The 26,264-nt window shown below is 47.6% G+C and carries 22 protein-coding genes; 8 read left to right on the top strand and 14 right to left on the bottom strand.

What is annotated here, in order from left to right; translation table 11 throughout:
- Positions 1-535: 535 nt before the first annotated feature.
- Entirely contained in the window at positions 536-1,471 is a 936-nt protein-coding gene (locus QUB12_RS21060; protein ID WP_333308239.1) for an isoaspartyl peptidase/L-asparaginase, read from the bottom strand.
- Positions 1,472-1,535: 64 nt separating this feature from the next.
- Positions 1,536-1,652 (bottom strand): DUF2256 domain-containing protein, encoded by a 117-nt coding sequence (locus QUB12_RS21055; protein WP_445300673.1) that lies wholly within the window; start codon positions 1,650-1,652, stop codon positions 1,536-1,538.
- Positions 1,653-1,781: 129 nt separating this feature from the next.
- Here QUB12_RS21055 and QUB12_RS21050 point away from each other — a divergent pair, with 129 nt between their 5' ends.
- From QUB12_RS21050 to QUB12_RS21035, 4 genes are all read left to right on the top strand, one after another.
- Positions 1,782-2,570, top strand: coding sequence for an RNA methyltransferase (locus QUB12_RS21050; protein WP_333308237.1), 789 nt, complete (start codon positions 1,782-1,784; stop codon positions 2,568-2,570).
- Positions 2,571-2,832: 262 nt separating this feature from the next.
- Complete coding sequence (locus QUB12_RS21045) at positions 2,833-4,455, top strand: serine hydrolase (RefSeq protein WP_333300423.1); 1,623 nt, start codon at positions 2,833-2,835, stop codon at positions 4,453-4,455.
- A 65-nt stretch (positions 4,456-4,520) separates the two neighbouring features.
- Positions 4,521-4,916 carry a hypothetical protein gene (locus QUB12_RS21040; RefSeq protein WP_333145403.1) on the top strand — a complete coding sequence of 132 codons (396 nt, stop codon included), beginning with the start codon at positions 4,521-4,523 and terminating at the stop codon, positions 4,914-4,916.
- A 706-nt stretch (positions 4,917-5,622) separates the two neighbouring features.
- A complete protein-coding gene (locus tag QUB12_RS21035; RefSeq protein WP_333143517.1) occupies positions 5,623-6,288 on the top strand; it encodes a DUF1295 domain-containing protein in 666 nt (221 codons plus the stop codon).
- 119 nt (positions 6,289-6,407) lie between these two features.
- Here the strand turns inward: QUB12_RS21035 and QUB12_RS21030 are convergent, their stop codons facing one another.
- The 5 genes from QUB12_RS21030 to QUB12_RS21010 form a co-directional block, all read right to left on the bottom strand.
- Positions 6,408-6,647, bottom strand: coding sequence for a hypothetical protein (locus QUB12_RS21030; RefSeq protein ID WP_333143516.1), 240 nt, complete (start codon positions 6,645-6,647; stop codon positions 6,408-6,410).
- Positions 6,648-6,832: 185 nt separating this feature from the next.
- Positions 6,833-7,873, bottom strand: coding sequence for a GTPase ObgE (obgE, locus tag QUB12_RS21025; protein ID WP_333143515.1), 1,041 nt, complete (start codon positions 7,871-7,873; stop codon positions 6,833-6,835).
- A gap of 623 nt (positions 7,874-8,496) precedes the next feature.
- Entirely contained in the window at positions 8,497-9,390 is an 894-nt protein-coding gene (locus QUB12_RS21020; RefSeq protein ID WP_333143514.1) for a Mo-dependent nitrogenase C-terminal domain-containing protein, read from the bottom strand.
- Between the two features lie 418 nt (positions 9,391-9,808).
- Positions 9,809-10,882: a class I SAM-dependent methyltransferase gene (locus QUB12_RS21015; RefSeq protein ID WP_333143513.1), complete on the bottom strand. Its 1,074-nt coding sequence runs from the start codon at positions 10,880-10,882 to the stop codon at positions 9,809-9,811.
- Positions 10,883-11,390: 508 nt separating this feature from the next.
- Positions 11,391-11,702 (bottom strand): 30S ribosomal protein PSRP-3, encoded by a 312-nt coding sequence (locus tag QUB12_RS21010; protein ID WP_278187374.1) that lies wholly within the window; start codon positions 11,700-11,702, stop codon positions 11,391-11,393.
- A 348-nt stretch (positions 11,703-12,050) separates the two neighbouring features.
- Between QUB12_RS21010 and QUB12_RS21005 the strand changes: the two genes are divergently transcribed.
- A complete protein-coding gene (locus QUB12_RS21005; RefSeq protein WP_333143512.1) occupies positions 12,051-12,839 on the top strand; it encodes a TIGR01548 family HAD-type hydrolase in 789 nt (262 codons plus the stop codon).
- A gap of 256 nt (positions 12,840-13,095) precedes the next feature.
- Positions 13,096-13,332 carry a hypothetical protein gene (locus QUB12_RS21000; protein WP_333143511.1) on the top strand — a complete coding sequence of 79 codons (237 nt, stop codon included), beginning with the start codon at positions 13,096-13,098 and terminating at the stop codon, positions 13,330-13,332.
- 731 nt (positions 13,333-14,063) lie between these two features.
- On the opposite strand, the gene QUB12_RS20995 is transcribed toward QUB12_RS21000, so the two are convergent.
- Positions 14,064-14,882, bottom strand: coding sequence for a tetratricopeptide repeat protein (locus QUB12_RS20995; protein ID WP_333143510.1), 819 nt, complete (start codon positions 14,880-14,882; stop codon positions 14,064-14,066).
- Between the two features lie 81 nt (positions 14,883-14,963).
- Here QUB12_RS20995 and QUB12_RS20990 point away from each other — a divergent pair, with 81 nt between their 5' ends.
- Positions 14,964-15,731 carry a cobalt-precorrin-6A reductase gene (locus QUB12_RS20990; RefSeq protein WP_333143509.1) on the top strand — a complete coding sequence of 256 codons (768 nt, stop codon included), beginning with the start codon at positions 14,964-14,966 and terminating at the stop codon, positions 15,729-15,731.
- A 250-nt stretch (positions 15,732-15,981) separates the two neighbouring features.
- On the opposite strand, the gene QUB12_RS20985 is transcribed toward QUB12_RS20990, so the two are convergent.
- The 6 genes from QUB12_RS20985 to QUB12_RS20960 all read right to left on the bottom strand — a co-directional run bounded on the left by QUB12_RS20985 (position 15,982) and on the right by QUB12_RS20960 (position 25,017).
- Entirely contained in the window at positions 15,982-16,620 is a 639-nt protein-coding gene (locus tag QUB12_RS20985) for a Uma2 family endonuclease (RefSeq protein ID WP_333308235.1), read from the bottom strand.
- 110 nt (positions 16,621-16,730) lie between these two features.
- Positions 16,731-17,357, bottom strand: coding sequence for a prepilin-type N-terminal cleavage/methylation domain-containing protein (locus QUB12_RS20980; protein WP_333308233.1), 627 nt, complete (start codon positions 17,355-17,357; stop codon positions 16,731-16,733).
- 58 nt (positions 17,358-17,415) lie between these two features.
- On the bottom strand, positions 17,416-18,498 hold the full coding sequence (gene hpsC, locus QUB12_RS20975) for a hormogonium polysaccharide secretion pseudopilin HpsC (protein ID WP_333308231.1): 1,083 nt from the start codon (positions 18,496-18,498) through the stop codon (positions 17,416-17,418).
- Between the two features lie 55 nt (positions 18,499-18,553).
- Positions 18,554-19,255: a prepilin-type N-terminal cleavage/methylation domain-containing protein gene (locus QUB12_RS20970; RefSeq protein WP_333308229.1), complete on the bottom strand. Its 702-nt coding sequence runs from the start codon at positions 19,253-19,255 to the stop codon at positions 18,554-18,556.
- A gap of 2 nt (positions 19,256-19,257) precedes the next feature.
- A complete protein-coding gene (hpsA, locus tag QUB12_RS20965; RefSeq protein ID WP_333308228.1) occupies positions 19,258-24,318 on the bottom strand; it encodes a hormogonium polysaccharide biosynthesis protein HpsA in 5,061 nt (1,686 codons plus the stop codon).
- A gap of 399 nt (positions 24,319-24,717) precedes the next feature.
- Positions 24,718-25,017 (bottom strand): hypothetical protein, encoded by a 300-nt coding sequence (locus QUB12_RS20960; protein ID WP_333308226.1) that lies wholly within the window; start codon positions 25,015-25,017, stop codon positions 24,718-24,720.
- Positions 25,018-25,314: 297 nt separating this feature from the next.
- Here QUB12_RS20960 and QUB12_RS20955 point away from each other — a divergent pair, with 297 nt between their 5' ends.
- Positions 25,315-26,079 carry a sulfotransferase domain-containing protein gene (locus tag QUB12_RS20955; protein WP_333308224.1) on the top strand — a complete coding sequence of 255 codons (765 nt, stop codon included), beginning with the start codon at positions 25,315-25,317 and terminating at the stop codon, positions 26,077-26,079.
- The last annotated feature ends 185 nt before the right edge of the window (positions 26,080-26,264 follow it).

Raw genomic sequence — 26,264 nt, 5'->3', positions numbered from 1 at the left:
TAGTTATGCGAAGCGGTTTCCGAGCGCGTAGGGCCTGTCGTCGGGCGCTACGCGCTGTCAAGCTGTTCAATAAATCGCTATAAGATGCTTCGCTTGAGTCATTTAAGCAATACAATTGGATCTATAGCCTTTCTCAGTAACATGAGGTGCTCATAGGGCATAGGGCATAGGGCATAGGACATAGGACTCGCCCCCATACCTCACCACGCTTGAGAACCGCTATGGGATTGCTGATTCTTGTAGTACAGTCGTTGCCACTGCTTTTTCTCTAGGCTTACCTACGGCAATTGTTGACTCAGATTCATTTCTCTTACTCCCTTTTTTTCATTTTACCTCTCTCTATATTCTTTGGGCGGGAAGGGAGTAAGGATCTGCAGATGAATTGTATGGAAATGGGACGGCGCCTTGTCATGAGTGTGGGTAATATTTATTCTGATGTCGCCAGATTTGATATAAAACTAAGGCCGATGGAGATACCCGAATTATTCCAAAAGTCGGGTATCTGAACCGCATACTGACAATTTATATCGCCCTTTTAAGCAATAAAAATCAGCGTTCCCTTGCTCATTTCCAAAGTATCGCCCATTTGCATACCATTGTGAAAAGCACCCAAAATCACCTCGCTAGTTTTGCCAAAAGCGATCGCACCGCTAGCATCAATTCCAATTGCGCCAAAATCCCGTTGACGTTCGTCAGCTTCAGCAAAAGAACGCTCAAAAGCAGTTTTCAAACTCAAACCATCCGTTACCCGAATCACAATTCGCGCCGCCAAACACTCGTCCATAATGTGCTCGCCAATCCCCGTACAGCTTACCGCCGCACTCCCTGCCGCGTAATTTCCCGCCGGCATCGCCGAGTCGCTAACCCGGCCAATGCGCTCAAAACCCTTGCCACCAGTCGAAGTCCCAGCAGCCAAGCGTCCATGCACATCCAAAGCTACGACTCCGATCGTACCCATACCGGCCGGTTCGGCAACCACATCAGCCATTGCTTTGCTAAAATTGCCTTGGCGTTCCTGCATCCACTCGTGCAAACGCAAATCCGTCATCGGATCGTAAATCGGCAATTGAAGTTCTCGCAGCAATTCCGCCGAACCAAAATCAGAGAGAACCCGATCGTCCGAATTCTGCAAAAATTGAGCAAGTTCGATCGGATGTTGAACGCGAGAAACATTAATCGCCCCGCTGAAACGCTGCATCAAACCGTCCATCAGCGAAGCACTCATCCGAATTTGACCGTCCGACTGCACTACAGAACCAGTACCGGCATTGAATCGCGGGTCATCTTCCAACAATTGGCAGCCCCGCACCACTGCATCTACGGCACTTGCACCGTCTTTCAGCAGCGGATAAACTTCCTCCAAAACATCGTAAAGCGATTTCCGCACCGCCTCAATTCCGCCTTTACTGTGTAGAGAACTGCCGGCACCGCCGTGAATAACTAGCTTTGGTTGCACCTGTTGCGATGCCATACTTTTTAACCTAAAATTTTTCCTTTGCAATCTTAGCTTCGATCGAGCAACTTGCCCTAAATTCTTAATCTTGAGCCGCCAAACGGCGGCGACGACAACGTTCGGAGCAGTATTTGACCTCATCCCAGCAGTCCGCCCATTTTTTGCGCCAAGTAAAAGGTCGATCGCACACTGGGCACATTTTTGTCGGTAAATCAGATTTCGATCGTTGCTTTGCCATGCTAATTTGGACATTACATTAGTTAGTGATTAAATTTTAATCAAAACAAACAAAACAACCAATTTCTGCCAAACACCTCCCCAAATAAAAATGCTCGCAACGGCCGACGCCAACATCCGAATAATCTTAGTCGAACCTGCCGGCCCATTAAATGTCGGTGCTGTTGCCCGCGTCATGAAAAATATGGGTTTGCACCAATTAGTTTTGGTAAATCCCCAATGCGATTATTTAGGGGAAGAAGCCCGACTGATGGCTGTTCGCGCCGCCGACATATTGGAAACGGCCAAAGTAGTCGAGAGTTTGCCCGCTGCTTTGGTTGGGTGTGTCAGAGCGATCGCAACTACAGGGGATGATAGTCGATCGTTGCCAACACAACTAGAAGAACCCGCAGATGCCTTGCCTTGGCTCCTAGAAGCCCCCAGCGCCCTAATTTTCGGCCGAGAAGACTGCGGCTTAACCAATGCCGAATTAAACCGCGCTCAACGCCTGATCCGCATTCCCAGCAGCGATGCCTACACATCTCTAAATCTCGCCCAAGCCGTCGCTATCTGCTGTTACGAACTATACAAGTCAGTTGTCAGTTGTCAGTTGTCAGTTGTCAGTGGCCAGAAGGAATCGGCTCCCTTGGAAAATTTAGAGGGATATTACCAGCAACTAGAAACGCTGTTACTCAAAATAGGATATTTGCAGCCGCACACAGCAGCAAGCCGGATGGAAAAATTTCGGCGTTTGTACAACAGGGCTTATCCGACAGTGGATGAAGTCGCCATGCTGCGGGGCGTCCTCCGCCAAACAGAATGGGCAATCAAAAGTTACCCACGAGAGACAAATTCTGATACTCTGGATAGGGCGTTACCGGAAAATCCAACGGATAGCTAGCAGAAATGCTGATAATTGGGGATGTGAGATTGAGTATTTTTTTCACAGAGAACTTTTCTGCACCCACTTGTCACCTTCATAACAGCGTTTCTTGACTAAAAACCTAAGCTTTGCGATAATTTGCGAGCAATAAACCCGGTTGCTGATACCATGCAGCGTCTGGGGTAAATCTAAAATCTAAAATCTAAAATCTAAAATTGATTGGCTGACAAGCTGAAAAATCTTAAACTTGAACTTTACATTAGTGATGAAGGAGTAAGACGTGGCAGAGCGGTTTCCCAAAGGATCGATATTATCGGTGATATCCTCGATATCCTCTCCCAACTCCGGCTCAAAGCAGCCTAAGTCCGGCAAAGCAAGTCAGTCTGGCAACTCCGGCCGCCGCCGCCCTCCCCAACCGCAAAACGGCAACCCAGAAATTCGATCGCCCGAACCTGCGACTGTGCCACCGCAACAAAGCCGCGGCAGCAGAATTGGAGCCAATTCTCCCACATCTTCGGAAGAATTTACTACACAAGACTTTTTATCCGATCCTCGATCGGCAATTAACCCCAGAAAACCCAGAACCAGCAAAACTCCACAGTCGAAGACTCGCCAACCACGCAAAAAAGGCCTCGCTGCTGTCGATATGTTCGAGTTTCCGAACCCGACTCTGGAGCGGGAAAATGTGAGTGCGATCGCCAGCAATCCCAACAACCAGCCCCCAACAGCCACTCCCCCTACCACCCGTGGAAGTCTTCCCAGTTCGCCCCCAGTTCGCATTCCAGACACGGTAATCCCCCCAGATGCCAAAAAACCCCCCGTGCCTAAACCGCGCCCACAAGCGAGCCAGAAGCCGGGTAAACGACCAGCATCTGCGAGCGTGCCGCCGTTGGTGTATGCTACTCGCTTGCTGATTTTGGGAGTTGGGATAGCGGTGATTGGCGGGACGCTGCTGTCGGTGGTAAATGCTGTGAGTCGAGCATCCACTGTAGCGACAGAAGAACAAACCAGCACAGGGCAGAACAACCCAGCCGATAGCGCATCTGCGGCACCTGCAGCCCCAGAAGTGCTGCAACTGAATCAAGAATTAGCGGCTTTGAAAACGCAAGTTCAGGTTTTAGCAACAGAAAATTCTAGTTTGACAGCCGGAATATTTCTAGTCGATTTAGATACTGGAAGCTACCTAAATTTTAATGGCGATACTGCTTTTGCTTCAGCTAGCACAATTAAAGTGCCAATTTTAGTAGCTTTTTTCCAAGCAGTCGATGAGGGCAAAGTGCAGTTAGATCAGATGCTGACTCTGAAGTCGGAACACATTGTCGGCGGTTCTGGGGATATGCAAGACGAATCTCCGGGCAAGAAGTATTCGGCTTTGGAAGTGGCCCAAAAGATGATTGTTGTCAGCGACAATACAGCGACAAATATGATGATTGAGTTGTTGGGAGGTGCTGAGGTTTTGAATCAGCATTTTGCAAATTGGGGTTTGAGTACCACGGTTCTGCGTAATAATTTGCCAGATTTGGAGGGAACTAATACTACCAGTCCGAAGGATTTGATTAATATCATAGCCCAGATCGATCGGGGTAATTTGGTATCGGTGAAATCGCGCGATCGCATTTTGCAAATCATGCGCCAAACTAGAAATGATTCTTTGCTGCCGAAAGGTTTAGGCGAAGGTTCAGTTATTGCTCACAAAACCGGAAACATTGATACACTGCTTGCGGATGCGGGGATGGTGGATTTGCCGAACGGTAAGCGTTATTTAGTGGCGGTGATGGTGAAGCATCCGCCGGAAACGGAAAAGCCAGCTCAAACATTGATTCGGGAGATTTCTCGGATGAGTTACCGCTATTTGTACGGTGGGGAAACGCCAGCCGATTCACAAGTGAAAATTAAAAATTGAAAATTTAACCGGGTTTTTTAGGGCAAGTGTTGTAGACTTTATCAAACTATAAATCAGTTTGTATTATGAAACTAAACATTCGACTTGCTTGTCTGGTAGCGCTTTCAACTTTAGCTGTTGGAGTCTCCCCCGCCTTGAGCAATCCTGCTCCTGAATATGAAACCGACGGCGTGACAGTGATTAACAATAATATCGAACTCAATCGGGCAAAAAACTTAGCCCGTCAAGCAGCAGAAATTGCTAATGGGGGTTTAGGCAACTATCGAGCTGAAGCTTCTATGCACGGTACTTCTAAGGAATCGCCGTTTGTTGACAATGGCGATGGAACTTGGACTTTTACTTTTAAGGGTAACAAGCCTGGTTCGTCTGTCTATACTGTAGAAACGGTTGTTACGGTTTCTCAAGATGGCCGAATCAGAGTTGATTATAATGGGCGAATCCGCGAGTCAAGCGGAATTTAACAATACTTCGGACTTATATAGCAATCCTAAATCATTCTCATAATTATTGTAGGGGCAATCCGACCCCTACTCCCCGTGGTTGCCCGATAGATAGGGGGTAGGCACGGGGAGTAGGGGTAGCACTACCCCTACAAATTTATCTGAATCATTTAGGATTGCTATAGCAATCCTAAATGATTCGTGTAATTCTTGTAGGGGCAAACCCCCCGTGGTTGCCCCGCTTGACTGGGGTAGGCACGGGGAGTAGGGGTAGCACTACCCCTACATATTTTTACAAATGATTTAGGATTGCTATATATCAATTCCGGTTACACCGGAATGATGGGGAGTGGGGAGTGGGGAGTGGGGAGTGGGGGAATGTGGAATTATTGACTTTGACTTTATCATTCCCATGCAACCGGAAACGATATGAACTTTTGAAATAGCGATCGCCCGATTAGAGAAATCCTTGATTAAGCTTTCGTCGCGGGCGATCCGCGCAACATTCTTTCGCTACTGAGCTCGCGAGCAATTTTCTTTGTTAAGCCGAGAGCCGGAGCTGTCAAATAAACGAACGAGGGCACTCCGGTCACGCTTTCAAGTTGCTTGTTACCTCGTCAGGCAAAATAGAAGCAGGTTGATAAGTTTGCTCGTGATAAGTAGTTATATCTAAAAAAGTGTAATATAAAGAGAGATAGAGTTTACTAGATAGAGATTAGCAAAAGCTATGAAACTCAAGCATTTTATCAATCTGCACAAAGGACTCACCTTTCCATTTGTTTTGACACTGATGTTCATTTACCAAAATTTTAATTTGGGTGCTTGGGTTTATCTCGCCCTGCACGGTACTTATGGTTTGTTGTGGCTGCTCAAAGACCAGATATATCCAGATAAACAGTGGGAAGAAGAAATCTCTGTCGGAACGGGAATATTCGGCTTTGTGTTACTTAGCCTCTATTGGATAGCACCTTTTATTTTGATTAGCAGCGGCTCACAACCACCTCTGCCGTTAGTGGCAGCAGCAATTTCCCTAAATATTATCGGTGTCTTTCTACACTATACTGCTGATGCACAGAAGTATTACACCCTTAAGTACCGTTCGGGACTAATAACTGAAGGATTTTTTGCCCGATCGCGCAATACGAATTACTTAGGAGAAATCCTAATCTACGGAGCGTTTGCGATGCTAGTTCAGCACTGGCTACCTTTTTTAATTCTGGCAGCTTTTTTTGCTGGTGTTTTTATTCCTAACATGATAAAAAAAGATCGTTCACTCGGACGATATCCTGAATTTGCCGACTACAAAATTCGGTCTGGACTTTTACTACCTCGACTATTTGTATCGACAGCTCTCGAACAAAAAAAAGACTGTTTAGAGGAGAAAGTTGGTTAAAAATGGTAATTTAGGGCGTTGCGGAATTACAATATGAGTTGATGAGGGATAATAAGGCGAATTTTTAGGAAATGCCCTGAATGCTGCTCAACTCATATCCGCAAAATAAGATAAAGCTTCTAATAATAAATTTCCCGCCTTTGCCACACAGCATGGGAGCATCTCATATTTGTAAAAATACTTCTTCTGGCTCCTTCCTTCTGCCTCTTTCCTTCTGCCTCTTTCCTTCTGCCTCTTTCCTTCTGCCTCTTTCCTTCTGCCTCTTTCCTTCTGCCTCCTGCCTCCTGCCTCAAAACTCCAATTTCTAGCGGAGGGCTGCAAAGGTGAGATGCTCCCCACAGCATTAGCGATTGCCCCATACCCCTTTGGGAACTTTAACCGTCACGCTTGTAGGCGATTTAAAGCAGTCGGTAGATACTTTTAAACGATCGTTTTTTTCAGCATAGAGGCTCAAACCCTTGCCGCACAAGCCATACAGCCGAAAGATTTGACCCCTCAAAAAAACACCTACCCATTCACGGAAATTCCAGGAACCAGAAAGCGATTAAACACTCGCGACTGCTAACTGTTCCGCCACCTCTTTCTCGTTCATCTCGTCGAGTTTCTGCCAAACTTGCTGCATCAATTCATCCAACCCAACTCGACTCACAGCGGAAATAAACAAAATCGGAACACCGCTAATTTCTTTAAGTCGGCTGATTAAATTAGCGATTTCTTCGCTTTCGAGGTCGATCGCATCTACTTTATTAAAAGCCAAAATCTGCGGTTTATCGGCTAAACCACGCCTGTAAGCCTTTAATTCTTCCTGAATTGTGACGTAATTGGCGATCGGATCTTCATCGGTAATATCGATCAGATGCAGCAGCAACCGAGTCCGCTCAATGTGTCGCAAAAACTCGTAGCCCAAGCCAGCACCTTCGTGAGCTCCCTCAATCAATCCCGGAATATCAGCAAAAACAGTACCGTCGCCGGTCGGTTTTCTGACTACGCCCAAATTCGGGACTAAAGTTGTAAACGGATAATCTGCTATCTTGGGGCGAGCCGCAGACAAAGCTGAAATTAAGGTGGATTTGCCAGCATTCGGCATCCCCAGAATTCCCACTTCAGCTAATAGCTTCAATTCCAAACGCAAAAATTTGTGTTCTCCTTCTTTTCCCGGCATCGCATAATCTGGAGCGCGGTTGGAATTGGTCAGAAAACACTTGTTTCCCAAACCGCCTTTGCCACCTTGGGCAACGCAAAAAGTCTGTCCGGGCGTCACTAAATCTGCTAAGATTGCCTGAGTTTCCGCGTCGTAAACTACTGTACCGCAGGGAACTTCGATCGTGCGATCGTCCCCAGAAGCCCCAGTCATATTCTTCGGCGCGCCACGCTTCCCGTCTTCAGCTTTAAAAATCCGGTTGTACTGAAAATCTAGCAGCGTTTGCAGGCTTTCCACCGCTACCATAAACACAGAACCGCCCCGCCCGCCGGTGCCGCCGCTCGGCCCGCCCGCTGGTACATACTTTTCTCTGCGAAAAGCTACCATACCGTCGCCGCCTTTGCCGGCTGCGACTTGAATATCTGCTCGATCGATAAATTGCATAATTTAGTCAGTAGTCAATAGTCAATAGTCAGTAGTCAATAGTCATTAGTTATTATTATACCAGATGCAAGTACCATATTCCCCATTCCCCTTTTCCTTTAGTCCGCGTCGGCGGACGACGGCCAAGTTTAGTCGCGATTTACAGTTGCCGGAAAATTATAATTTTACCAATTTTTAAAAGGAGTTCAGAGCGAGAGATTGTACGCGAGCATTTGTAGAGAAACGGCACTGCCGTGTCCGGCTCCTAAATCGGCGATTTTTAATAATTTGTATAAGCTTGAGGATAGTACCAAGACTTTTATTGAAGTAGTATTATCAAAGCAGATTTGATATTAGCAAGACTTACCCACAAAAACTGAAGAAACCGGGTTTTTCTACTGGCTTTTTCTACTGGCGCGGATGGGTGTAATGATGTTTTTTCGTAGAAAAACCAGGTTTTTGCGTTCACGACTAATAGTAGTCATTGGTTAATAGTTACAATCATTAATCCAAAATTTCACAAGAATGACTAATGACTAATGACTAATGACTAATGACTAATGACTAATGACTAATGACTAATGACTAATGACTAATGACTAATGACCAATGACTAATGACTACTGACTAATGACTACTGACTACTAACAATATGACGATACATCTTCCTTACATTCATCTGCCAAATAGCAGAGAGCTCGAAAGCGCATCCCGACTAACTGTTCGTAAAGCGGGTTAATCTGGCACATCGCCGGAATGTGGACGATTTTGCGACCAAATAACACGACATCTCGCTCAAACGGACACTGGGGGGGAATAATTTTACAGACAAAGTGTGCTACTTTGGGGTCGTGAATTTCCCAGCCGTCAAGCCAGTCTTTGACGGGTTGCAGGACATCTTTGTGGTGAGGTTTAGGTAGCCGAGATGAAAGGGGTGTTCCGGGGGCGGGGGCGACATTCGCATCAAAGACTATTTGGCTGCTGGGCCCCTGCGGATCGCACTTGCTGTCTTCGATGGTGTGTCGCAGAGCTTCGATCGCCTCTACATTGTGCCCCAAAGCTGTGCAAAACTTGTAGATTACCTCGTCTTCGCTGAGCGAGTATGTACCGTCTGCCAAGGCTACCATTACTGCTGTCCTCAAAAAATTCTCGCCTTTGGCGGTGTCTTCCCCTAACACAGCGGCTAGTTCCTCTGCGGTAATGGGTTCAAAACCCGCGTCAAAAGATACCGGATGTAGTTCATCCTGAGTTAGATTCGCAATCATTTTTTGCTCGTATTCGTCAAAGTTGCCGTCTGCCCAAGCAATTGTCAGCAATCCCCGCAGCCAAGCAGTAATCTCTTCATTGGTGCAGGAAGATTTAGCGTTACTCATTAGCATTTCCACTTGGATGTACCAGTCAATTTGTTCGTTTACAGCGGGTTCAATATTCCCCTCCCAATAATTTTTACTGGTTTTGTGGTCGATGGATGATCTATTTGTGGAAGGTTGGTGCCCGAAGATTGCTCCAAACGCTTGTAGTGGATGTGTTAAAAGCATATTTGTTTTTCAGCAGCATCGCTAACTAGCGAGCTAATCTATTGGTTAATCCTATTCCCTAAAAAGTCATCTATCGGGAGGAATAGGTTTGTTGAATTCATCTTAACTCTAGTTGCACCCATTGAGATGACGATCGACTTTTATTCAAGCCCGATTGCCATTAGCCACCCAATTTTTCGCAAGAAATAAAAGGTTGGCAAGCGTTGGATCTAATCAGACACTGGGTTTGTCACCCAGAGGCGATCGAACTTCGCTCTCTTTACATTTTAATATATATTTTTGTAAATTTTTCTGTCCAGGCTGGACAATATTAACAGCGAGCCGGCTTTAAGCTGTTGAAATAAAAATATCTGAGGAAACTGTTACTGCCTGTTAACAGTTATGATTGCTGTGTCCGCCTAAAAATGACCGATTTTTTTTAACTTCGGCGACACAAAATCCAGCGCAATTCCATTGGCGGGCGTGCGTTTGCCATCGGGAAGACATCTCGACCGGTGGCCCAACTGGGAAACCAGGGCGTCGGTGGCCAGGCTCCTTCCGGCAGGTGGTGGCGTTCGTACTCAAACACCAATTCATCGGATATTTGGACTAAGGGCAACCCTTCCATTGCGGTGGCGAGTTCTTGGGGTGTAAATAAAGTAGACCAGGAGAGTTGGGCAACTTGTCGCACGAGGGCATCAGGCTGGTAGTCGCCGACGGTTAAAAACGTGCTGAACAGCAACAAGCCTCCGGGAGACAGGGAATCGCACATTTTAGCGAGGAAAAGCCGTACTTGATCGCTGTCTCGAAAATGTGAGATGACTTCGGCGGCAACTGCTAACTGGTAGCGGGCCGGTTTCATCCGCATTAAGGGGTCGAGCACGTCGCCTTCAGTCACTGTGACGGGAAGGTTTTCGGCTGTTACTGCAGCTTTCAATTGTTCTGCAAAAGCTGGGGCTAGTTCGATCGCATCTACAGAATAGCCCAATCTCGCCAGCGGCAAGGTATTGCGGCCGGTACCAGCCCCCACGTCCAAAATCCGCACTCGATCGGGTGTACCCAATTTAGCAGCCGTTGTCATCAATTTTGCATCGGGATGAGAACCGAAAAGCGGAGGTTCTCTGGTGTCTACCCAGCTTTTGTACTGTTCTCCAACTGTTGAGGTAGTCACAATCACTTTGCAGGCTAAACCGGTTTGTGGCGGCTGTACTGATTCGTATTGCAGGATCAGCATCGATGCTGTGGAGGTGCGGTAGCCTTGTTCTAACTTGGTGGCTAAAAGCTTGCTGAGTTCGTCTCTGCGGTCTTCGGGCAGGGGTCTGTCGAGAGTGCTAAATAGCTTTTCTATGGACTTGACATAGTGACTTAGCATTCCTGGGACGCAGGGGAAAATTAATTCTCCGCGAGCGATGATGCGAGTATTAATTTTGTAGAGGATAGATTGCTGGAGAATGTCGGGATTTACTACCAGCGGTAGCTGTTCGGTCTGGTCGATCGTACTTTCGGCGCCCATAAATTCCGCGAAGAAGGAAGAAGGAAGTTCGGCAACGGATTTTGTAACGGATGTAACGGATGTAACGGATGTAACGGATGTCGGTCCGATGGAAGTCGGAAGAAGGAAGCCGTGTACAAGATTTAACGAATTTAATCGGTGGATTTTGAGGATCTAGGTTGGAGGTTCGGGGGAATTCCGTTGAGAGCTGACTGTACAATTCAAGAGTATAAAAAAGCCGATTTTAGATTTATTTGGTTTGGTTGCTTAGTCTTTTTAGATTGTAGAAAATCCGATTTGAGAGCTTTATTTTGGATAAATCTCAAATCTCAAATCTCAAATCGACCAAGCCCAAAACGCGAGTAGGTTCCAAAATCGGAGTCACTATCAAGATAAGCTGTAGCGAATTCAAATTTTATCTTTCACGGCGAGGTGGAAAAAGCGTCTAATCCTCTCGCCTTCTCCCCTCTTTCCTTCCCCTTGTCAGCCATAACAGGCAATGTATATGGGTAGCAACTACAAGCTGGGCTTAGTTGCTGCCGGTAAAAGTTACTTGGGGGAACCTTGACTGAGCTTCAGTCATCGGGCGCCGTCTGCCTTCCTCTTGCCAGTAGTTGATTACTTCTGTGGCTTGGTTGAGGATTTCGACGCGATCGTTGTCAGCAATCCAGTGTTTGGCTTCGAGTTCGTTTTTGAGGTCTTCCCAGGCATCTTTGCGAGGCCAGAAAAAGTAGGATGTCAGCGGGCTAGTTCCTTTGCCGACAACTTGGTCAACGGCGAGGGCAACATTCTCTTCTAGCCAGAGAACTTTTAAGATGAACTTGGACAAGCAAACCTCCAGGGTTCCGATCGAACTTGTTAAAAATTTCTACAATCGCTAAGCGTAGCACACTCTGTTCGATAATTGGTCATCGGCTATGAAAAGTTTTGTGGCGCGGCTGGTTTGAGCGCCACTCAGGGGCTGGGAACCGATAAAATTTGGGTTCTCACCGCAATACGCTTGGGCCCGAGCCCGATCCCCCCTAGCCAAGGGCGGGCACGGGGGCACCGCCCCTAGGAAGGGGGGGACAAGAAGTTACTCTTGCGTCCCCCTTAAGAAGGGGGATTGAGGGGGATCACGCCCGGAATAAACAGTTTTCACCCAAGCTTATTGGTTTTCACCGGCCCTAGGTACAAGGATGGTTAAATCGTGAACAGAGTTATTTTAGTCTTCGACATTGACGGTGTGGTGCGGGATGTGTCCGGTTCCTACCGGCGGGCGATCGCCGATGCGGTGGAACATTTCACGGCGGGTGCTTTTCGCCCAAATTCTCTCGATATCGACTCTCTGAAGTCTGAGGGTGTGTGGAATAATGACTGGCAGGCGTCTTTCGAGTTAGTTTGCCGTTATTTTGAGGGGATTGGGCGATCGAGAAACGAACTCGCTCTCAACTATGACGAATTAGTCGCTTTTTTCCAAAGTCGCTATCGCGGGCCTGATGAGAAAAATTGGACTGGTTACATTTGCGACGAACCGCTGCTGTTAAGTCCGGCTTACCTGGAAAATTTAACGGGTGGGGGAGTTGTTTGGGGCTTTTTTAGCGGGGCGATGCGGGATGAGGCTGCTTATGTTTTGTCAGGGAAATTGAGTTTAAATTCCCCGGTGTTGGTGGCGATGGAAGATGCACCGGGAAAACCCGATCCGGCTGGACTTTTCGCGGCAATTGAACAGTTGGAAACTCTGCACGGTTTAGAAGAAAATTTGCCGGTGATTTACGCGGGAGATACTGTTGCGGATATTTACACGGTTGTGAAGGCGCGGGAAGTGCAACCAAATCGGGTTTGGCTGGGGGCTGGAATTTTGCCGCCTCATGTTTTGGATGATGCTGGGCGCTGTGAGGCTTATGCTGCGGGGCTGGAAAATGCGGGTGCTGCAGCGGTTTTTAGGAATGTTGAGGAGTTGACGGCTGCGCGGATTTGGGAATTAGTCAGTTGTTAGTTGTCAGTTGTCAGTTGTCAGTTGTCAGTTGTCAGTTGTTAGTTGTCAGTTGTTAGTTGTCAGTTGTCAGTTAACTAATAATCAATAACCAATGACAAACAAATGTAATTTTGTTAAAAAATTTTGCAGCTTATTCTATTGACAAGTAAATGTAGTTTTGTTACATTTATTTGTCAATTTTTGCATCGTTGAGTTGACAATATCTGCTGCGGCGGCTTAGTACAGAGTAGAGGTCAATCTCTAGGAGAATGCAACTATGTTAGTTTCGCGATCGACTGATAAACAACCTACGCTGGAAGAAACTCGGCAACTAGAAAAGCTCCAAGCCCAAATCGAGCGAGCTGTTGCTAACGGCAAGATATCTAAGCAAGAAATGGAAGACATTAAGAGAGCGATTTGTGCGGACGGAAAAGTTACTGTTGAAGAACTGGAACTGTACAGAATATTGGTGACAGATAGGATTGTTGCTGGAGATGTGGAATACGAGTTTTGATAAGAGAATTCAACGGAGGAAACGGATTTAAGGGATGAATATTGAGGAAATAAGAAACCTGCAAGAAGAGTTTGAATTGTTCTTCAATAGTTTATTTCCTGCTATAGAGATTCTAAATGAATTGTGTAATTGTTGTAGGGGCAAACCCCCCGTGGTTGCCCCGATCCGTCGCAGGGCTGTTTCATTCTCTTGTAGGGGCAATCCCCCCGTGGTTGCCCCGATATCTGAAACGACAACCAAGGAGAAAATTCATCGCCACCCAACAGGGCAATCCCCCCGTGGTTGCCCCGATATCTGAAACCCCTACCCGCTCGTCTATGGGCTGGGCGGGCACGGGGAGTAGGGGTAGCACCGCCCCTACAAAACCCTGGTTTTCCGTAGGGGCAATCCGACCCCTACTCCCCGTGGTTGCCCCGAAACAGCCCTGCGATCCGTGAGGGCTAGGCACGGGGAGTAGGGGTAGCACTACCCCTACATATAGCAATCCTAAATCATTTGTAAAAATATGTAGGGGTAGTGCCCCCGTGCCTACCCCCTATCTATCGGGGCGGGCACGGGGGCACCGCCCCTACAAGAATTACACGAATCATTTAGGATTGCTATATTTGTACAACTGATGGGAGGATTGCTATAGCTTAGGATGATATTTGGCAATTCTTTGGAGCATCCCTTTTAGGAACTATACCCCACAATCATCGGGATGCTCGCAATTTTTTATTGGTGTTTTGAGATTATCTCAAGTGCAAGAATTTGTCTAATGCACTGACTGCAAGTGGCGGCCAGCGGCGGTTATTGGCAACCCAATCAAGGTCTTTGTAGCGGGAGTCGAGGCCGATCGCTGCTACCCAATTACTCTCTGCTTCGCCGCGATTTCCTGTTTCCCAAAGACAGGCGCTGAGGGCGGCTCTCATGTCGGCAAATTGGGGGTATCTGCGGACGATGTTTTTCATGTTGCGAATTGCTTCTTTGGTTTGCCCGTTTTGATAAAGTGCGAGGGCGTGGTTGGCGCGGGCAAAGGCGTATTCGGGGGCTAGTTCAAAGGCTTTGCTGTAGTCGGCTATTGCTGGTTCCCATTTTCCTAAACCTGCTTCGGCGTTGCCTCGGTTGTTGTAGGCGGCTGGATCTTGGGGGTCTAATTCTAGTACATGATTGTAGTCGGCGATCGCTTCTTCCCAACGTCCTAAACCTTCTAGGGCGGTGCCACGGTTGAGGTAGGGATCGGGGGCGTCGGGTGCTAGTTCGATCGCTCTTTCGTAGTCGGTAATAGCGGCTTGTAGTTTGTTTTGGCTGACTCTAGAATTGCCTCGGTTGCTCCAAGCGGCGGCTTGTGAGGGAAATTTGTCAATGATTTGAGTCCAAAAAGTTTCTGCGGCGGGAAATTTGCCTTCATTTGTAGCTTCAAAAGCTTTTTGAACGAGTTCTCCTAATTCCTGTTGGGGATCGGTGATATCTGTTGGTTGTACTTGTGCGGCAACGGGGGCGATATTTCCCAACCATACTAACCCGGTTACAATTAATACTGTAAAAAATGTGAAAAGTGAGCGAATCATTGTTGTTGGTCGTTTAAACTTTGCTAAACATATTATTAACCGAAATTGCGGGCGTTGCTTGGATAAGTTAGGGGTAATTTGGTGAAAAAACGGTTGCTAATTTTGGGGGGGACGGGGGATGCTGCGGAACTGGCGGTGAGAGCGTCTCAAATTGCTGATATAGAGGTGGTATCTTCGCTAGCAGGACGCACTCAACAGCCTTTTACCCCAAAAACGGGTTCGGTGCGAATTGGGGGGTTTGGTGGGGCGGCTGGGCTGGCGGCGTTTTTGCTCGATCGCGCAGCCCTAGGAGAGGATCGCCCGATCGACTTCTTAATCGATGCTACTCATCCGTTTGCGGCTCGGATTTCTGCTAATGCTGCTGTTGCTGCTGCTGAATGTAATGTGCCCTATTTGATGCTGGTGCGTCCAGCTTGGGAGAGGGTGGAGGGCGATCGCTGGATTGAAGTTGCGGGCCACTCGGAGGCTGCAAGGGCTTTATTAGGGCTGTCTCAGCGGGTGTTTCTGACGATTGGTAGGCAGGAATTGGCTGCTTTTGCTGGTTTGGATGCTATTTGGTTTTTGATGCGGGCGATCGATCCTCCGGCACTCAATTCTCCTATTCCTAATGGTATGTTGTTGTTAGCAAGGGGGCCTTTTTCTTTGGAAGAGGAGCGCCAATTACTATTAGAATATCAGATTGATACTATTGTTAGTAAAAACAGCGGGGGCGGTGCTACTTATGCGAAAATTGTGGCGGCTAGGGAACTGGGAATTCCGGTGGTGATGGTGCAGCGGCCGCCGATTGCGGATGTTGAGCAGGTTGCTGATGTTGAAGGGGCGATCGCTTGGTTAGTTAAGCAGTTATGATTTCTATCATCTCCGGTCGATTACCCCTCATACGGTAGGGGCGGGTTCACTAACAATATCTGCCAATAATTGACTATCTCGAAAACCCGCCCTTTTAATCGTTCGATCGCACATAACATGATATCATCTTCGGTCGATTACCCCTAATATCATGTCCGGTGGGGGCGGGTTTATTGGATTTGGGATTTGTGTTGAATATTAGGGTGAACCCGCCCCTACAATAATCACCGGCAAATTTGTCATCGCCCTGCTAAATTTGCGTTTTCACCCAATATCGAAAGGCTTTCATGGCGACGTTTCTGCCGGCTGTTTTGCTTTGTTCTAAGTATTGGGGGATGAGCTCGGTGATGGGGAAGTTGGGAAACTGGAGACTACGATCGCCCTGTATGTATTTTCCATTTTGCAGTACGCTGATTTGCAGGTTGTGGCCGTTGTAGCGCCACAATTCGGGTACTCCTAATGCTTCGTAGTTGTTGAACTGAGTGCGGGAGGTGAGGTCGATTTCTATGGCTAAATCGGGAGGTGGGTCTGTTTCTAAGTCGATGCGGTTTTTGCCTCTGACTGCGGCTTCGTTTTGGATGTAGAAACAGGTATCTGGTTCTACTCCTTGAGCCATTTTTTGATTTTTGAATGTGGTGGAACCTAGAGACCAAAATTCTATACCAAGTTCTTCGAGTAGTGCTTCGACTAAGTTACCAATCAGGATTTTACCAATTTCGTGTTCGGGTAGGGGAACCATGATTTCTAATGTTCCTTTGCTGTATGAAAGTCGGGATGCGCGACTTTCTCCCAATTCTGTTAGTAGGGTTTCAAACATCGGCCAGGTTATGTCTTTGAGTAATAGTTGATTTCCTGGCTGGATGATTATTTGTTTTAGTTCTAGCTGCATTTTTTGACTGTTTTAATAGGATTTGAAATATCAAATAATTTAAGTTAATATTTTTTAGCAATTCTGCATTTATGCGGAATTGCTGTTAGAGATTAAGATTAAATTTATTATTAAAAACTAGGTACAGTCGTGCAAGAATTTCCTTCAGCCGTTCTCATTCCTCCTAAAAGAGTTTCCACAATTACGCACTGTTTTGTACCGCCACCAGCAGGAGCAACTGTGACCACCAGAGGTAATTTTGGATTGGTTGAATTGTCTGGATCGACTAGACCGTTATAATTAAAAGTAAGTGGTGTAGCAGCCCTGCACGACGCACCAACAGGACAGCTAGCAGGAGAAATTTTAACCTGCCCTTTTTTGATTTCGCCTCCAGCATTTAACTGCTGCGTACTACCACCCGTAGCGAGTGGGGGGGTAAACGTAACAGTTGGTGGATCGACAGATGGGGCAGAAAAGGTAACTGTGACACTGCTTTTAGTTCGTTTTGCTTCGCTTTGTGCCAGTCGTAATGATTGGAAAACTCGATCGTTCACAGTGCGAACTCTTTGTCTGTTGATGAATGCCACCCAGCTTGGAGCGGCGATCGAGCTTAATATACCTACGATCAACGCTATCACGATCACTTCTAGAAGCGTGAATCCTGCATCATCTTTTCTAGATGCAGTTTTGTTGAAATTAGGGCTGGGCTTGGCAGCCGAGTTATGCAAAAGTTTTAATAATATAGGTGGCGTTTTCATGGTAATCTCCTATTGTTTATCGGGGGGCGACGATGCGGAAATGTGTTTCAGGCATAAGTTAATTTCCTCGCGCACCTAGACCTTGTACTTGCACGGTTGCTGTTGGGAAATATGCCGAATTATTGGCGCTGGAAAGAACATTAGTAGGTTCACTGCGACGCAGGCTATTTCCTCTGAGGGTAACTCTGGCTATGTTTCTCACTGTATCTACACAAGCGTAGAAGCTATTTCTACCTTCTGTATCAGTTACTTTTAGAGTGGCTTCTCCGATTGGTGTTGAAGTTTTTGGATCGGTAGGATTACCAAGAGCAGTCGTGCATGGAGTCAATATCGACCCTGAACCGTGGTCTATGTAGTTAACCAGTACCTCTGGCTTGGTTGCCCCGGATTTAGGATTTGTTAGTCCCGTCGGATCTGTCACATTTACCGTGGGCTTACTAAAGTCAAAACTTGTATTAAAAGCTGGATCTCGTCGTTGAGTGTCTTTTGTGTCAGTATCACTGTAGTAAATGTCTGCAATACTTGTCGCGTCAGGGTTTTTGATTCCATCCGTAATTTCATAGCGAGCAATGCGGGTAGGACAAGTGCCTCCTGAAGGCTGACACCAAATAGAAGCAGAATCAGTTTCTTTAATCTGGTAGTAGGCAACTAATGATAGTACATAGGTGTCGTTGCATTTACCAGGGTTAGTATCGCAATCTTTTGGTTTTACCGTCTTAGCAACTTCTGGGTTAAAAGGAACAGAATTTTTCCTCGGTTGCTGCTTCCAAAATACAAGGATCGGAGTTCCATTATCAGGTTTAGGAAGTTGGTCTTTGATAGCAGGGATGCCTGTAGGATTCGTGGTGGGAGTGCTGGTAGTAGCGGGATTATTATCGTAAATATAAATAGCTTGACTCAAATCTTGGGAGATGAAATCAGCGGCGGCCTGAAGGTCTTGTTCGGTGTTTGACTTGACTTGTTCTCTCCTGTCGGTATTCAGCATATCGACTACAAAACCGAGCATCGGCGTAATGATTAAAAACGCCATAATTGCTCCCACTAATAGCTCGACCAGAGTCATCCCATTTTCTGTTTGAGTTGGCCCGGAGCGGTTTCGTTGGTGCTGACTTTTTAGAAGCAACCTGAGTAAAGTTTTCATTTTGACTTTTCCTTTGTCAAATGGGGGGAGCGGTTTTAATCTAATAACAAGGAATTTAATTTGTACACTTTTGAGAATCACCTTGGAGGCGAGTGCACAACGATCCATAGGAGGAGGCCTCTCCTGTAGTAGGGGGAATTTCTGATTGCATTACCACCAAAGGCGCTTGAGGATTGCCCAGACCGGAATTAGCTACTGATTGCTGTTTAGTTGTCATCGGCTTTCCGGTAAACCCGTCGGCCCGGTAAACCCGCACAATCAGGTTGTAGCCTGTGTCTGTGGGAATAGTGGTTCCTGTATTTGGGGGACGAACACCCTGAATATAAAAGTCTTTGCTGCTAGCACAACCTCCCCCATCCGTGTCAACGCAGTACAAACCACTGGGGCTTGTAGGAGCAGCAGCAGTGTCGGTAGGAAAACCTACTGGGCTTGTTGCATCATTAGGTCTGATCGCCCCCACTCTCAGAGCGTCAATGTAAGCTCTCCCCGCCATCGCAGCCAGTTCGATCCGCCGCGCTTGGACGCGAGTTGCTACTGAGTAGGCCATCACCGGGGCGATCGCAATCATCAGTACCGAAACTACAATCATCGCTACCAATGACTCGATAATCGTGTAGCCAGAATCTTGTGGCTTCAGTTTTTGGGCGCAACTGCCAGATTTACTCTCAGTCGGCTGGCTGCTGAATCCTGTTTCTGTCTTTGCTCCCTTGAATAACAAGGGTTGCGAGTAGCTGTTGTCTTTTAGTAGTTTATTCATGGTTAGGCACCTACTTTAGATTTGCAGAATGAATCTGTTGGGCGCAAATTGCCAGTGACAGCTTTCGTTGTCCCGTCCTTATCAAGGAAAGCACACAACAATGTTTGTACCCACTCATCATCGCGAGGTACTTCCTGGAAATACTCATCCGGGGTGCGTTTTGTGGGAGGAGTCGTGAACTTTCGGGTAAACAAGTCGGGTGGCTGAGATAGTAACCCCAAGTCATAACCCCAATTCCGAGCAGGAGGGGTGAAGAAGGGAAGGGCACCGGCGCCGGCATCTGTTCTGTATAAAGCTCTTGGAACACCGCCAGTGTAAGTGACTGCGGGTGGGGCTGGGCTCGGTGAGATTGGCGATGAATCGAAAAGACTCCGCAACTTAGTACCTGAAGCTGTCTGCTGCGAAGCCGCCGGATCTAGAATCGGGATATAGGGCGCGGTGTTGTAAGCACTCCGACCGAACTGAATAAAGGAACCCTGGATGTTTGTGGAAACTGCCCCGGAATTCCAGCTTTCCAAGAAGCGGGGCAAGTTTTGCAGGCCTCCGTTAAAGTCACCGACATTACCGAGCGATCGCGAAGGAGTATCGTTCGAGCCTACGACCATATTAAATGTTGTGTTTACAGCCGTCGTTATCCACCCGGTTCCCCTCACAATACCTGCACCTTCTGGCAAACGGGTCGATGAAGCAGCCGCTGGCGCCGCCGTCACAGTTTGGATCTGCAAAACCGGCATTAGTAGCGGCTGCGAGCCTTCAGCTATGGTTCCTGGGGGTGCTGATAATGGGTATTCGGGTAGTGATTTTGCGGCTAATTTTGGCATATCTGCACCGCTCCCGTCCTTCCGCGCCGGGTTAAACACATAGGGAAATTTTTCTGAACCATAAGTCACTGTAGTACCGCCAGCCGCAGCAGTCGTGGCAAACCACAGAGAATTATCTGTTGTTAAATTTGTGCCTGGCCCAGCAACAACTGTTGTGCCACTAATCCCTAAAGGCGTTGGATTGTTGTTTGCATCTAGCACCAGAGCATTTGGAGAGGTGCTTCTTTGAAAAGCAACTCGGCGGGGGAAGCGTTGATATTGGGGCGCTGGGGGAGCAGCAGTTGTTCCGGCTAGCCAATCGGCAGAGGACACACCAACATTTGCAGGGAGCTTAGTTTGCGGATTGACGAACCAGTCTGCATCCTTACAGGCAGAAACCGGGATTTTGGTGCAAACTTCCATTAAATACTCTGGGAATTTCCCGCGTCGCTGCACTGGAGTAACAAAGTTGTTGAAGTAAGAACTTGTAATCGGGGGAGTGGTGGTGACGTAGGTAGCATCTGTCAGCGCTGTAGTGCTAGCACCTGTGGTACCTAGTAAATTTCCGTTGTTTGAAAACGCCCCGCTGGAAAGTCCGTTTGTCACAAAGTTGTTGCTGTAAAATCCTTGCTGTTTCCGATGCATTACAGCAGCAGCACCGGCATTATTTCTCAGGTCAAAATCTCCCTCGTTGCGGAAGCCAAAACGGTAATTTTTTGAAAGCAGGGTGACAGCATCTGCCAGTATGTTTGCGGGACGCCAGGTGTCGCCGGTTGTACATTTACCACCTAATCTGGGGTCGTTTGGGCGACAGGCAAAGTTCTTATTGAGGTTTGCGGCTGTGCGATCGTAAAAGGCACTCCAATCACCCACGGCCTGAGTAAACTCTTCGCCGGAGTGAAGGTTAAATTCGTTTTTAATGTAAACGGGTAAATTAGATGCCAAAGTCAGCCCCTTTTCCATGACTACATCCGCCACAGTAGCGGAGGAACCAGGAAGTCTGCCTAGCTCCTTGCCATTCACAAGGAGAATTCCGTTGGGCTTGCGAGTAGGGTCTAGCCGGGAATCTGTGGGGCTGACTGTTGCGCTACTACTTTGATCTATGCCACCTGCGGCAAGACCAGGGCGAGAACTGCGATCGGGCAGGGCATCGTCGCGAGTGGCATAAATAATCCCGCTGTTTGGCAGTAAATACTCGTCCGTTCCAAATTTAGTCTTTCGCAGTACATCGAGGTCTATCTGAGTGGCACGAATTTCTAAAGGTTGCCTTTCTTCTAAGGGCTGGTTGTAATTCCCTGTTAGTTTTGCTGCTTGGGCACCTGTGGTCGGGCTGCTTAGCGTAAAGGCTTCGTTAACGTTGGTAGTTGGATCATCACGATCGATCGCCTTGATTTCTCTGGCATTCAAAAATGCTACTTCTTGGATAGCCCCGTGAGGAATCAGTGCCGGATTGGCAGCTATCTCGCCATTAAGTATCTGTAGCGCGCAATTCGTTGAGTCAATCGCAGCTTTTTCTGCCAAATTGCGATCGGCGTCTGCTTTCACAAGAGCATCTCTCAACGGCTTATTAGCAAACCGACCGTCGGGGAAGACTAAATTAGCTTGCATATCTAAAGCGGCTTGTCCGCCACTAAGCAAGCCTGTTGTAGCAGAAAGCGTTGAAGCGCCACCGGGTCGCGCTTTCGGGGGGGCGTAGGTGATGCCGTTGTTGGAGCCGATAAAGGTCTGCCGTGTTCCTAGCCCAGGTGCGCGTGTTGCGCTATCTGGTGCGAGCGCTCCCTGGCCGCTGACATCGAGTAGGCTTCCCGTCGAAATGTTTCTCGCTGTGGAAGCGTTGCTAGGGTCGTAATAGCTGCTGACGCAGGCCAGCGGTTTGTCATTCAACTCTCCCTTGGCCGGGGGATTATCTTTATAGTGATAAACTACCGTCGCCCGCATCCGCAAATCGCCTTTGGCATATTTCCTAGCGGTAGTGCCTTGCTCAACAATACCTGGAAGTAGAGTAGTAGAGGCGACTGCTGGTGGGAGAGTGGCGCTGATATCGGTAGAAATAGACCAAGCTGGGTTCCAGGTAGTCCAGTTACGGGCAACATTATCATATACTTCTGACCCCGGCCCCAGTGGTGACATGGGCATGGAGTCTGGCCAGACGACACGGTACTGCTCAGTGGCGGTCGTTGTTGGGTCGTCGTAAGTAGCAGTAGGGTCTGATTCCCCGCCTGTGAGCGCACCACTCGAAGGATTTATCCAGCTAGGCGGTGGCAGGAATGAATTAGTGCGATCGTAAACCCCTGCACCAGTAATGACGCGCAAACCGCCCATGCCATCCAAGGGATTTTTCGGGTTTCTTGCTGCTTCTTGTTCCCAAAAACCGTTGCGATCTGTCGCTCCTACATCAGCGATCTTTGTCACCTGAGACGATCGAGTGCGCGGAAAATTAGGATCTGGGGGGTCGATCGAATTCCACTTCGCTGCTGGTATTTCTTCCGGCTTACTGGTAAATTCGGATTTGGTGGCGTCCCATCTCTTGGCTGGTAGGTTGTTGCCTACCACAACGCGATCGCCCAGAAATTGTTCTTCTTCAGGTTCTTTTGAGGGGTCTGTTGCTTCTAGCTGATTAGGAGTTAGGGTGATTTTGGTTTCGGAATCTTTGAGCAAACTCCATTTGTCTACGGGTCTTAGGGTCTCTTTGCTTTCTAGAATGGGTGGGGTTCCGGCTGGTGTTGACCACGGAAGACCGTAGCCCGCCGTTGCGTCTCCTCCAAGCGGCACTTCCGCATAGGGAACCTTGCGGAGCATCTGCTTAAAATATTCTGTCAGCGCTTGTTTGCGATCTAGGGTTGGCGGTCGCTGCCGCACTGACAACGGATCGTTAGCCTCCGGGTTGGGACTGGCGGGGTTTCCCAACTGCGCCTCTACTAGCAAATTTAGGCGCTTTGTATAGGCTTCGTCGTTGTAAAGAACATTCAATCTAGAATCGCTTGTTGATTCCGTACCCGCCTTAATTTCTAATTTTTTACTCAGCATGAATGCGTTTTTTCCGCTCGTAGGGAGGCTACCTTGTTTGAAAAGGTGCACGTCCACTGCATTCTTAACCGTGTTGTTACCAGACCAACCATTTACTACATTACCAGCCACAACAATTTTGCTACCTTCTTGTTCGTAGAAACAAGAATCTGGGCTGCTGACCTGATACAGTTTTATGCTATTGGCAGCATTAAACCCTGTCACTAGCAAATTACTGTTTGTGAATATCCGCCCGTTTAGATTCAACGGAGGTCCCGGCGATATGTCTAGATCGTTTTCATAAACAACCGCGTTGTTGGGGATCGGAATAAGAGCTTGGTCTTGCTGATATTCCAGGGCTGAAATGCTAGAATTTCCTGTGAATGCTTGATACTTAGTAGGATTGATAGCAGCATCTGTGGCTGTCATCGGTACGTTAACTGTATAAACAAAAAAACTTTTTTTAAGTTTCCCGTCTATCCTGTACCAGCCTGAGTCCCCCGCTAAAGTAGCGACAGTACCTCCACCCTGTTCGCAACCAGCCTTAAGTTTCCTCTGCGGTGGCTTTCTTGCTTCCAACGGCTCTCTTTTTCTTAAGAAGTCCCCCAAAGTAGGGGCTTGCGTGCCCCTTGGGGGGGTGCGGAAGAATATGCCGTAGAGGGTAAAACTGTCAAATTTGCCATCGCCATTTGTATCGACGGGATATCTCCAAGCAGTATTTATCGATTCGTTGGTTTCGATATCAAAGCCAGTATCGTTAACCTTAAGATCGGGACTTATGCCACCGCTACCATCTAGGTCATACTTAAGTCTCAGGCGTTCTTCGTCCCCAAAGGTATAATTATCGGGAACTGCACTTCCACTTGATTGGGGGTTGGCGATCGGCAAGTACAAGTCTTTATCAGAAGGGGTACCCCGATTCTGGGTTTGCTCCAGCAGGAACTGAATTTTCGCTTTCGCCCGATCAATCGCCGGAGTCGCGGCCGCCAGCACCTGCTGGTTCACGCGCACGTTACGCGCCGTATTCGCCCGATCGAACGATCGCAGCGTAATCGCCACAGTCAACAAAATCACTACCAGCAACACCATCGTCACCGTCGGCAGCACAAACCCCGCCACCGGCAGTCTCGCCCTCCGGCCCATAGCCATCAGGGTTTGCAGCATTGCTCTCATCAGCCGCTTAGCCCCGGATCTGGTAACACCAGCAATCCGCCGCAGCAGGGATACGATAATTTTGGATAATTTGCTCTTAAACATTGACGCCTTCCTGAATAATTTCAGAGATGGTATTGCTGGTAGTGACTGCTCGACAGTACAATCCCATCTTTATATTGTTCCCATTTTTTGCAACTTGCATATCAGCCTCTTGCACAAATTTTAATTTGTACTTTGGCTGAAAAATAAAACCCACAAACCCGCAACCAAAATCGCCGCCGATAATATATTTTTCAGCGAAAGATTTGCCCCGCAGGGATTAGATCTTCCTTACTCCACTCTAATCTAGTTAAATTGAAATGTCAGTGGTCAGACCCAGAGTGAATTCGATCGCCCAAAAACAGCGATCGCGAGCGTATCCCATGTATTTCCCAGCCCTTATCTGGCGGCCTTTGTTGATGTGTTCGCCTTGCTAGCGCTTGCCACCACCGGAATCTACAATCACGATCGGCCCATCGAGAGGTTATGCCTGTCAGCGCGATCGAACTGAGATATTGCACTATTCTCAATTAGCCGTAGGGGCGGGTTCGCCAACAGCCTTAAAGCTTGCAAATAGGTTCTATAAACCCGCCCGATCCCACGAAAAATCCTCTTATTGATATTGCTGCAAGATGTCAGATCAAATATAAATTGGGCGATCGAATTTCCGTAATGCCCCCAAGTGCGATGAATTGCCGTAATGCCCCCAAGTGCGATCTCAACTGTTGCACCATAGTCAATCAGCCTTTTAGGGGCGGGCAAGATGCCCACCCCACAATAAAATTAACTGGTTCCCAAGCTCTGCCTGGGAACCGATGTAAGCGAGGCTCTGCCTCGGCCCAGACTATGGAGGCAGAGCCTCCGGATATGCGTTACCAGGCAGAGCCTGGTAACGAGTATAATCATTTAGGATTGCTATATATAAATACATCTTCAGTCCTTTTCAAAGGACTTGCGCTATGAGACGGGGGTTTTTAACCCCCGGCGGACTATCGGTACAAATGCCAAATCCGAAACACTGTCAGTACAAGTGCCAAATATAAACCTAGCATCCCACCCATGAAACAACCCTCCAAACCCCCCGACTTCATCATCATCGGCGCCCAAAAAGGCGGCACAACATCCCTGTACAATTACCTAATCCAACATCCCCAAATCCTCCCCGCCGCCCAAAAAGAAATCCATTACTTCGACTTGAACTTCGACAAAAGCCCAGACTGGTACTACGCCCAATTTCCCCAGCCCCAAACAGGCGAAAACCTAGTAACCGGAGAAGCCAGCCCCTACTACATCTGTCACCCCCAAGTTCCCCAGCGAATTTATGATTTATGTCCCAAAGTAAAAATAATCGCCCTGCTGAGAAACCCAGTAGAACGCGCAATCTCCCACTATTATTACTATATCAAAATAGGCTACGAATCGCTATCATTAGAAAGTGCGATCGCCTCCGAACCCGAAAGACTCAAAGGCGAAATAGAAAAACTCCAAACCAACCCAAACTACTACAGTTACGAACACCAACACCACAGTTATCTAACCCGCGGCATATACGCCGATCAACTCCCAGCCTGGATGAAACTTTTTCCCAAATCACAACTTTTAATCCTCAAAAGCGAAGACTTGTATACCAATCCCTTCGGCACATACAACAGCGTCTTACAATTTCTAGAATTACCGCCGCACCAACTACAAACCTACGAAAAATACAACGCCACCCAATATCCCCCCATCAACGACACAATATACGACCAATTGAGAGCATATTTTCGATCGCACAACCAAAGACTAGCCCAATTGTGCGATCGAGACTTCGGCTGGGATTAATCATTTCGGGAATTGTAGGGGCGGGTTCACCAACAATATCTAACAAATACAAACAATCTAAATAAACCCGCCCCCACCCCACCAATAACCTACATGAACCTTGATTTTATCCTCCAAACGTATAGATCGATTTACCGTTGGGTGGGGGCGGGTTTACGAGATTGTGGATTATTGACGATGATTGT

The sequence above is a fragment of the Microcoleus sp. B7-D4 genome (assembly GCF_036705125.1).
Classification (GTDB): Bacteria; Cyanobacteriota; Cyanobacteriia; order Cyanobacteriales; family Microcoleaceae; genus Microcoleus.
The sequence above is the reverse complement of the archived record's forward strand: the minus strand, read 5'-3'. Positions and strand labels throughout refer to the sequence as shown.

What these genes read in the sequence shown, in the direction of transcription:
- QUB12_RS21060 (WP_333308239.1), bottom strand. Translation starts at nt 1,471, where the DNA reads ATGGCATCGCAACAGGTGCAACCAAAGCTAGTTATTCACGGCGGTGCC.
- QUB12_RS21055 (WP_445300673.1), bottom strand. Translation starts at nt 1,652, where the DNA reads ATGTGCCCAGTGTGCGATCGACCTTTTACTTGGCGCAAAAAATGGGCG.
- QUB12_RS21050 (WP_333308237.1), top strand. Translation starts at nt 1,782, where the DNA reads ATGCTCGCAACGGCCGACGCCAACATCCGAATAATCTTAGTCGAACCT.
- QUB12_RS21040 (WP_333145403.1), top strand. Translation starts at nt 4,521, where the DNA reads ATGAAACTAAACATTCGACTTGCTTGTCTGGTAGCGCTTTCAACTTTA.
- QUB12_RS21035 (WP_333143517.1), top strand. Translation starts at nt 5,623, where the DNA reads ATGAAACTCAAGCATTTTATCAATCTGCACAAAGGACTCACCTTTCCA.
- QUB12_RS21030 (WP_333143516.1), bottom strand. Translation starts at nt 6,647, where the DNA reads ATGGGGCAATCGCTAATGCTGTGGGGAGCATCTCACCTTTGCAGCCCT.
- obgE (WP_333143515.1), bottom strand. Translation starts at nt 7,873, where the DNA reads ATGCAATTTATCGATCGAGCAGATATTCAAGTCGCAGCCGGCAAAGGC.
- QUB12_RS21020 (WP_333143514.1), bottom strand. Translation starts at nt 9,390, where the DNA reads ATGCTTTTAACACATCCACTACAAGCGTTTGGAGCAATCTTCGGGCAC.
- QUB12_RS21015 (WP_333143513.1), bottom strand. Translation starts at nt 10,882, where the DNA reads ATGGGCGCCGAAAGTACGATCGACCAGACCGAACAGCTACCGCTGGTA.
- QUB12_RS21000 (WP_333143511.1), top strand. Translation starts at nt 13,096, where the DNA reads ATGTTAGTTTCGCGATCGACTGATAAACAACCTACGCTGGAAGAAACT.
- QUB12_RS20995 (WP_333143510.1), bottom strand. Translation starts at nt 14,882, where the DNA reads ATGATTCGCTCACTTTTCACATTTTTTACAGTATTAATTGTAACCGGG.
- QUB12_RS20985 (WP_333308235.1), bottom strand. Translation starts at nt 16,620, where the DNA reads ATGCAGCTAGAACTAAAACAAATAATCATCCAGCCAGGAAATCAACTA.
- QUB12_RS20980 (WP_333308233.1), bottom strand. Translation starts at nt 17,357, where the DNA reads ATGAAAACGCCACCTATATTATTAAAACTTTTGCATAACTCGGCTGCC.
- hpsC (WP_333308231.1), bottom strand. Translation starts at nt 18,498, where the DNA reads ATGAAAACTTTACTCAGGTTGCTTCTAAAAAGTCAGCACCAACGAAAC.
- QUB12_RS20970 (WP_333308229.1), bottom strand. Translation starts at nt 19,255, where the DNA reads ATGAATAAACTACTAAAAGACAACAGCTACTCGCAACCCTTGTTATTC.
- hpsA (WP_333308228.1), bottom strand. Translation starts at nt 24,318, where the DNA reads ATGTTTAAGAGCAAATTATCCAAAATTATCGTATCCCTGCTGCGGCGG.
- QUB12_RS20955 (WP_333308224.1), top strand. Translation starts at nt 25,315, where the DNA reads ATGAAACAACCCTCCAAACCCCCCGACTTCATCATCATCGGCGCCCAA.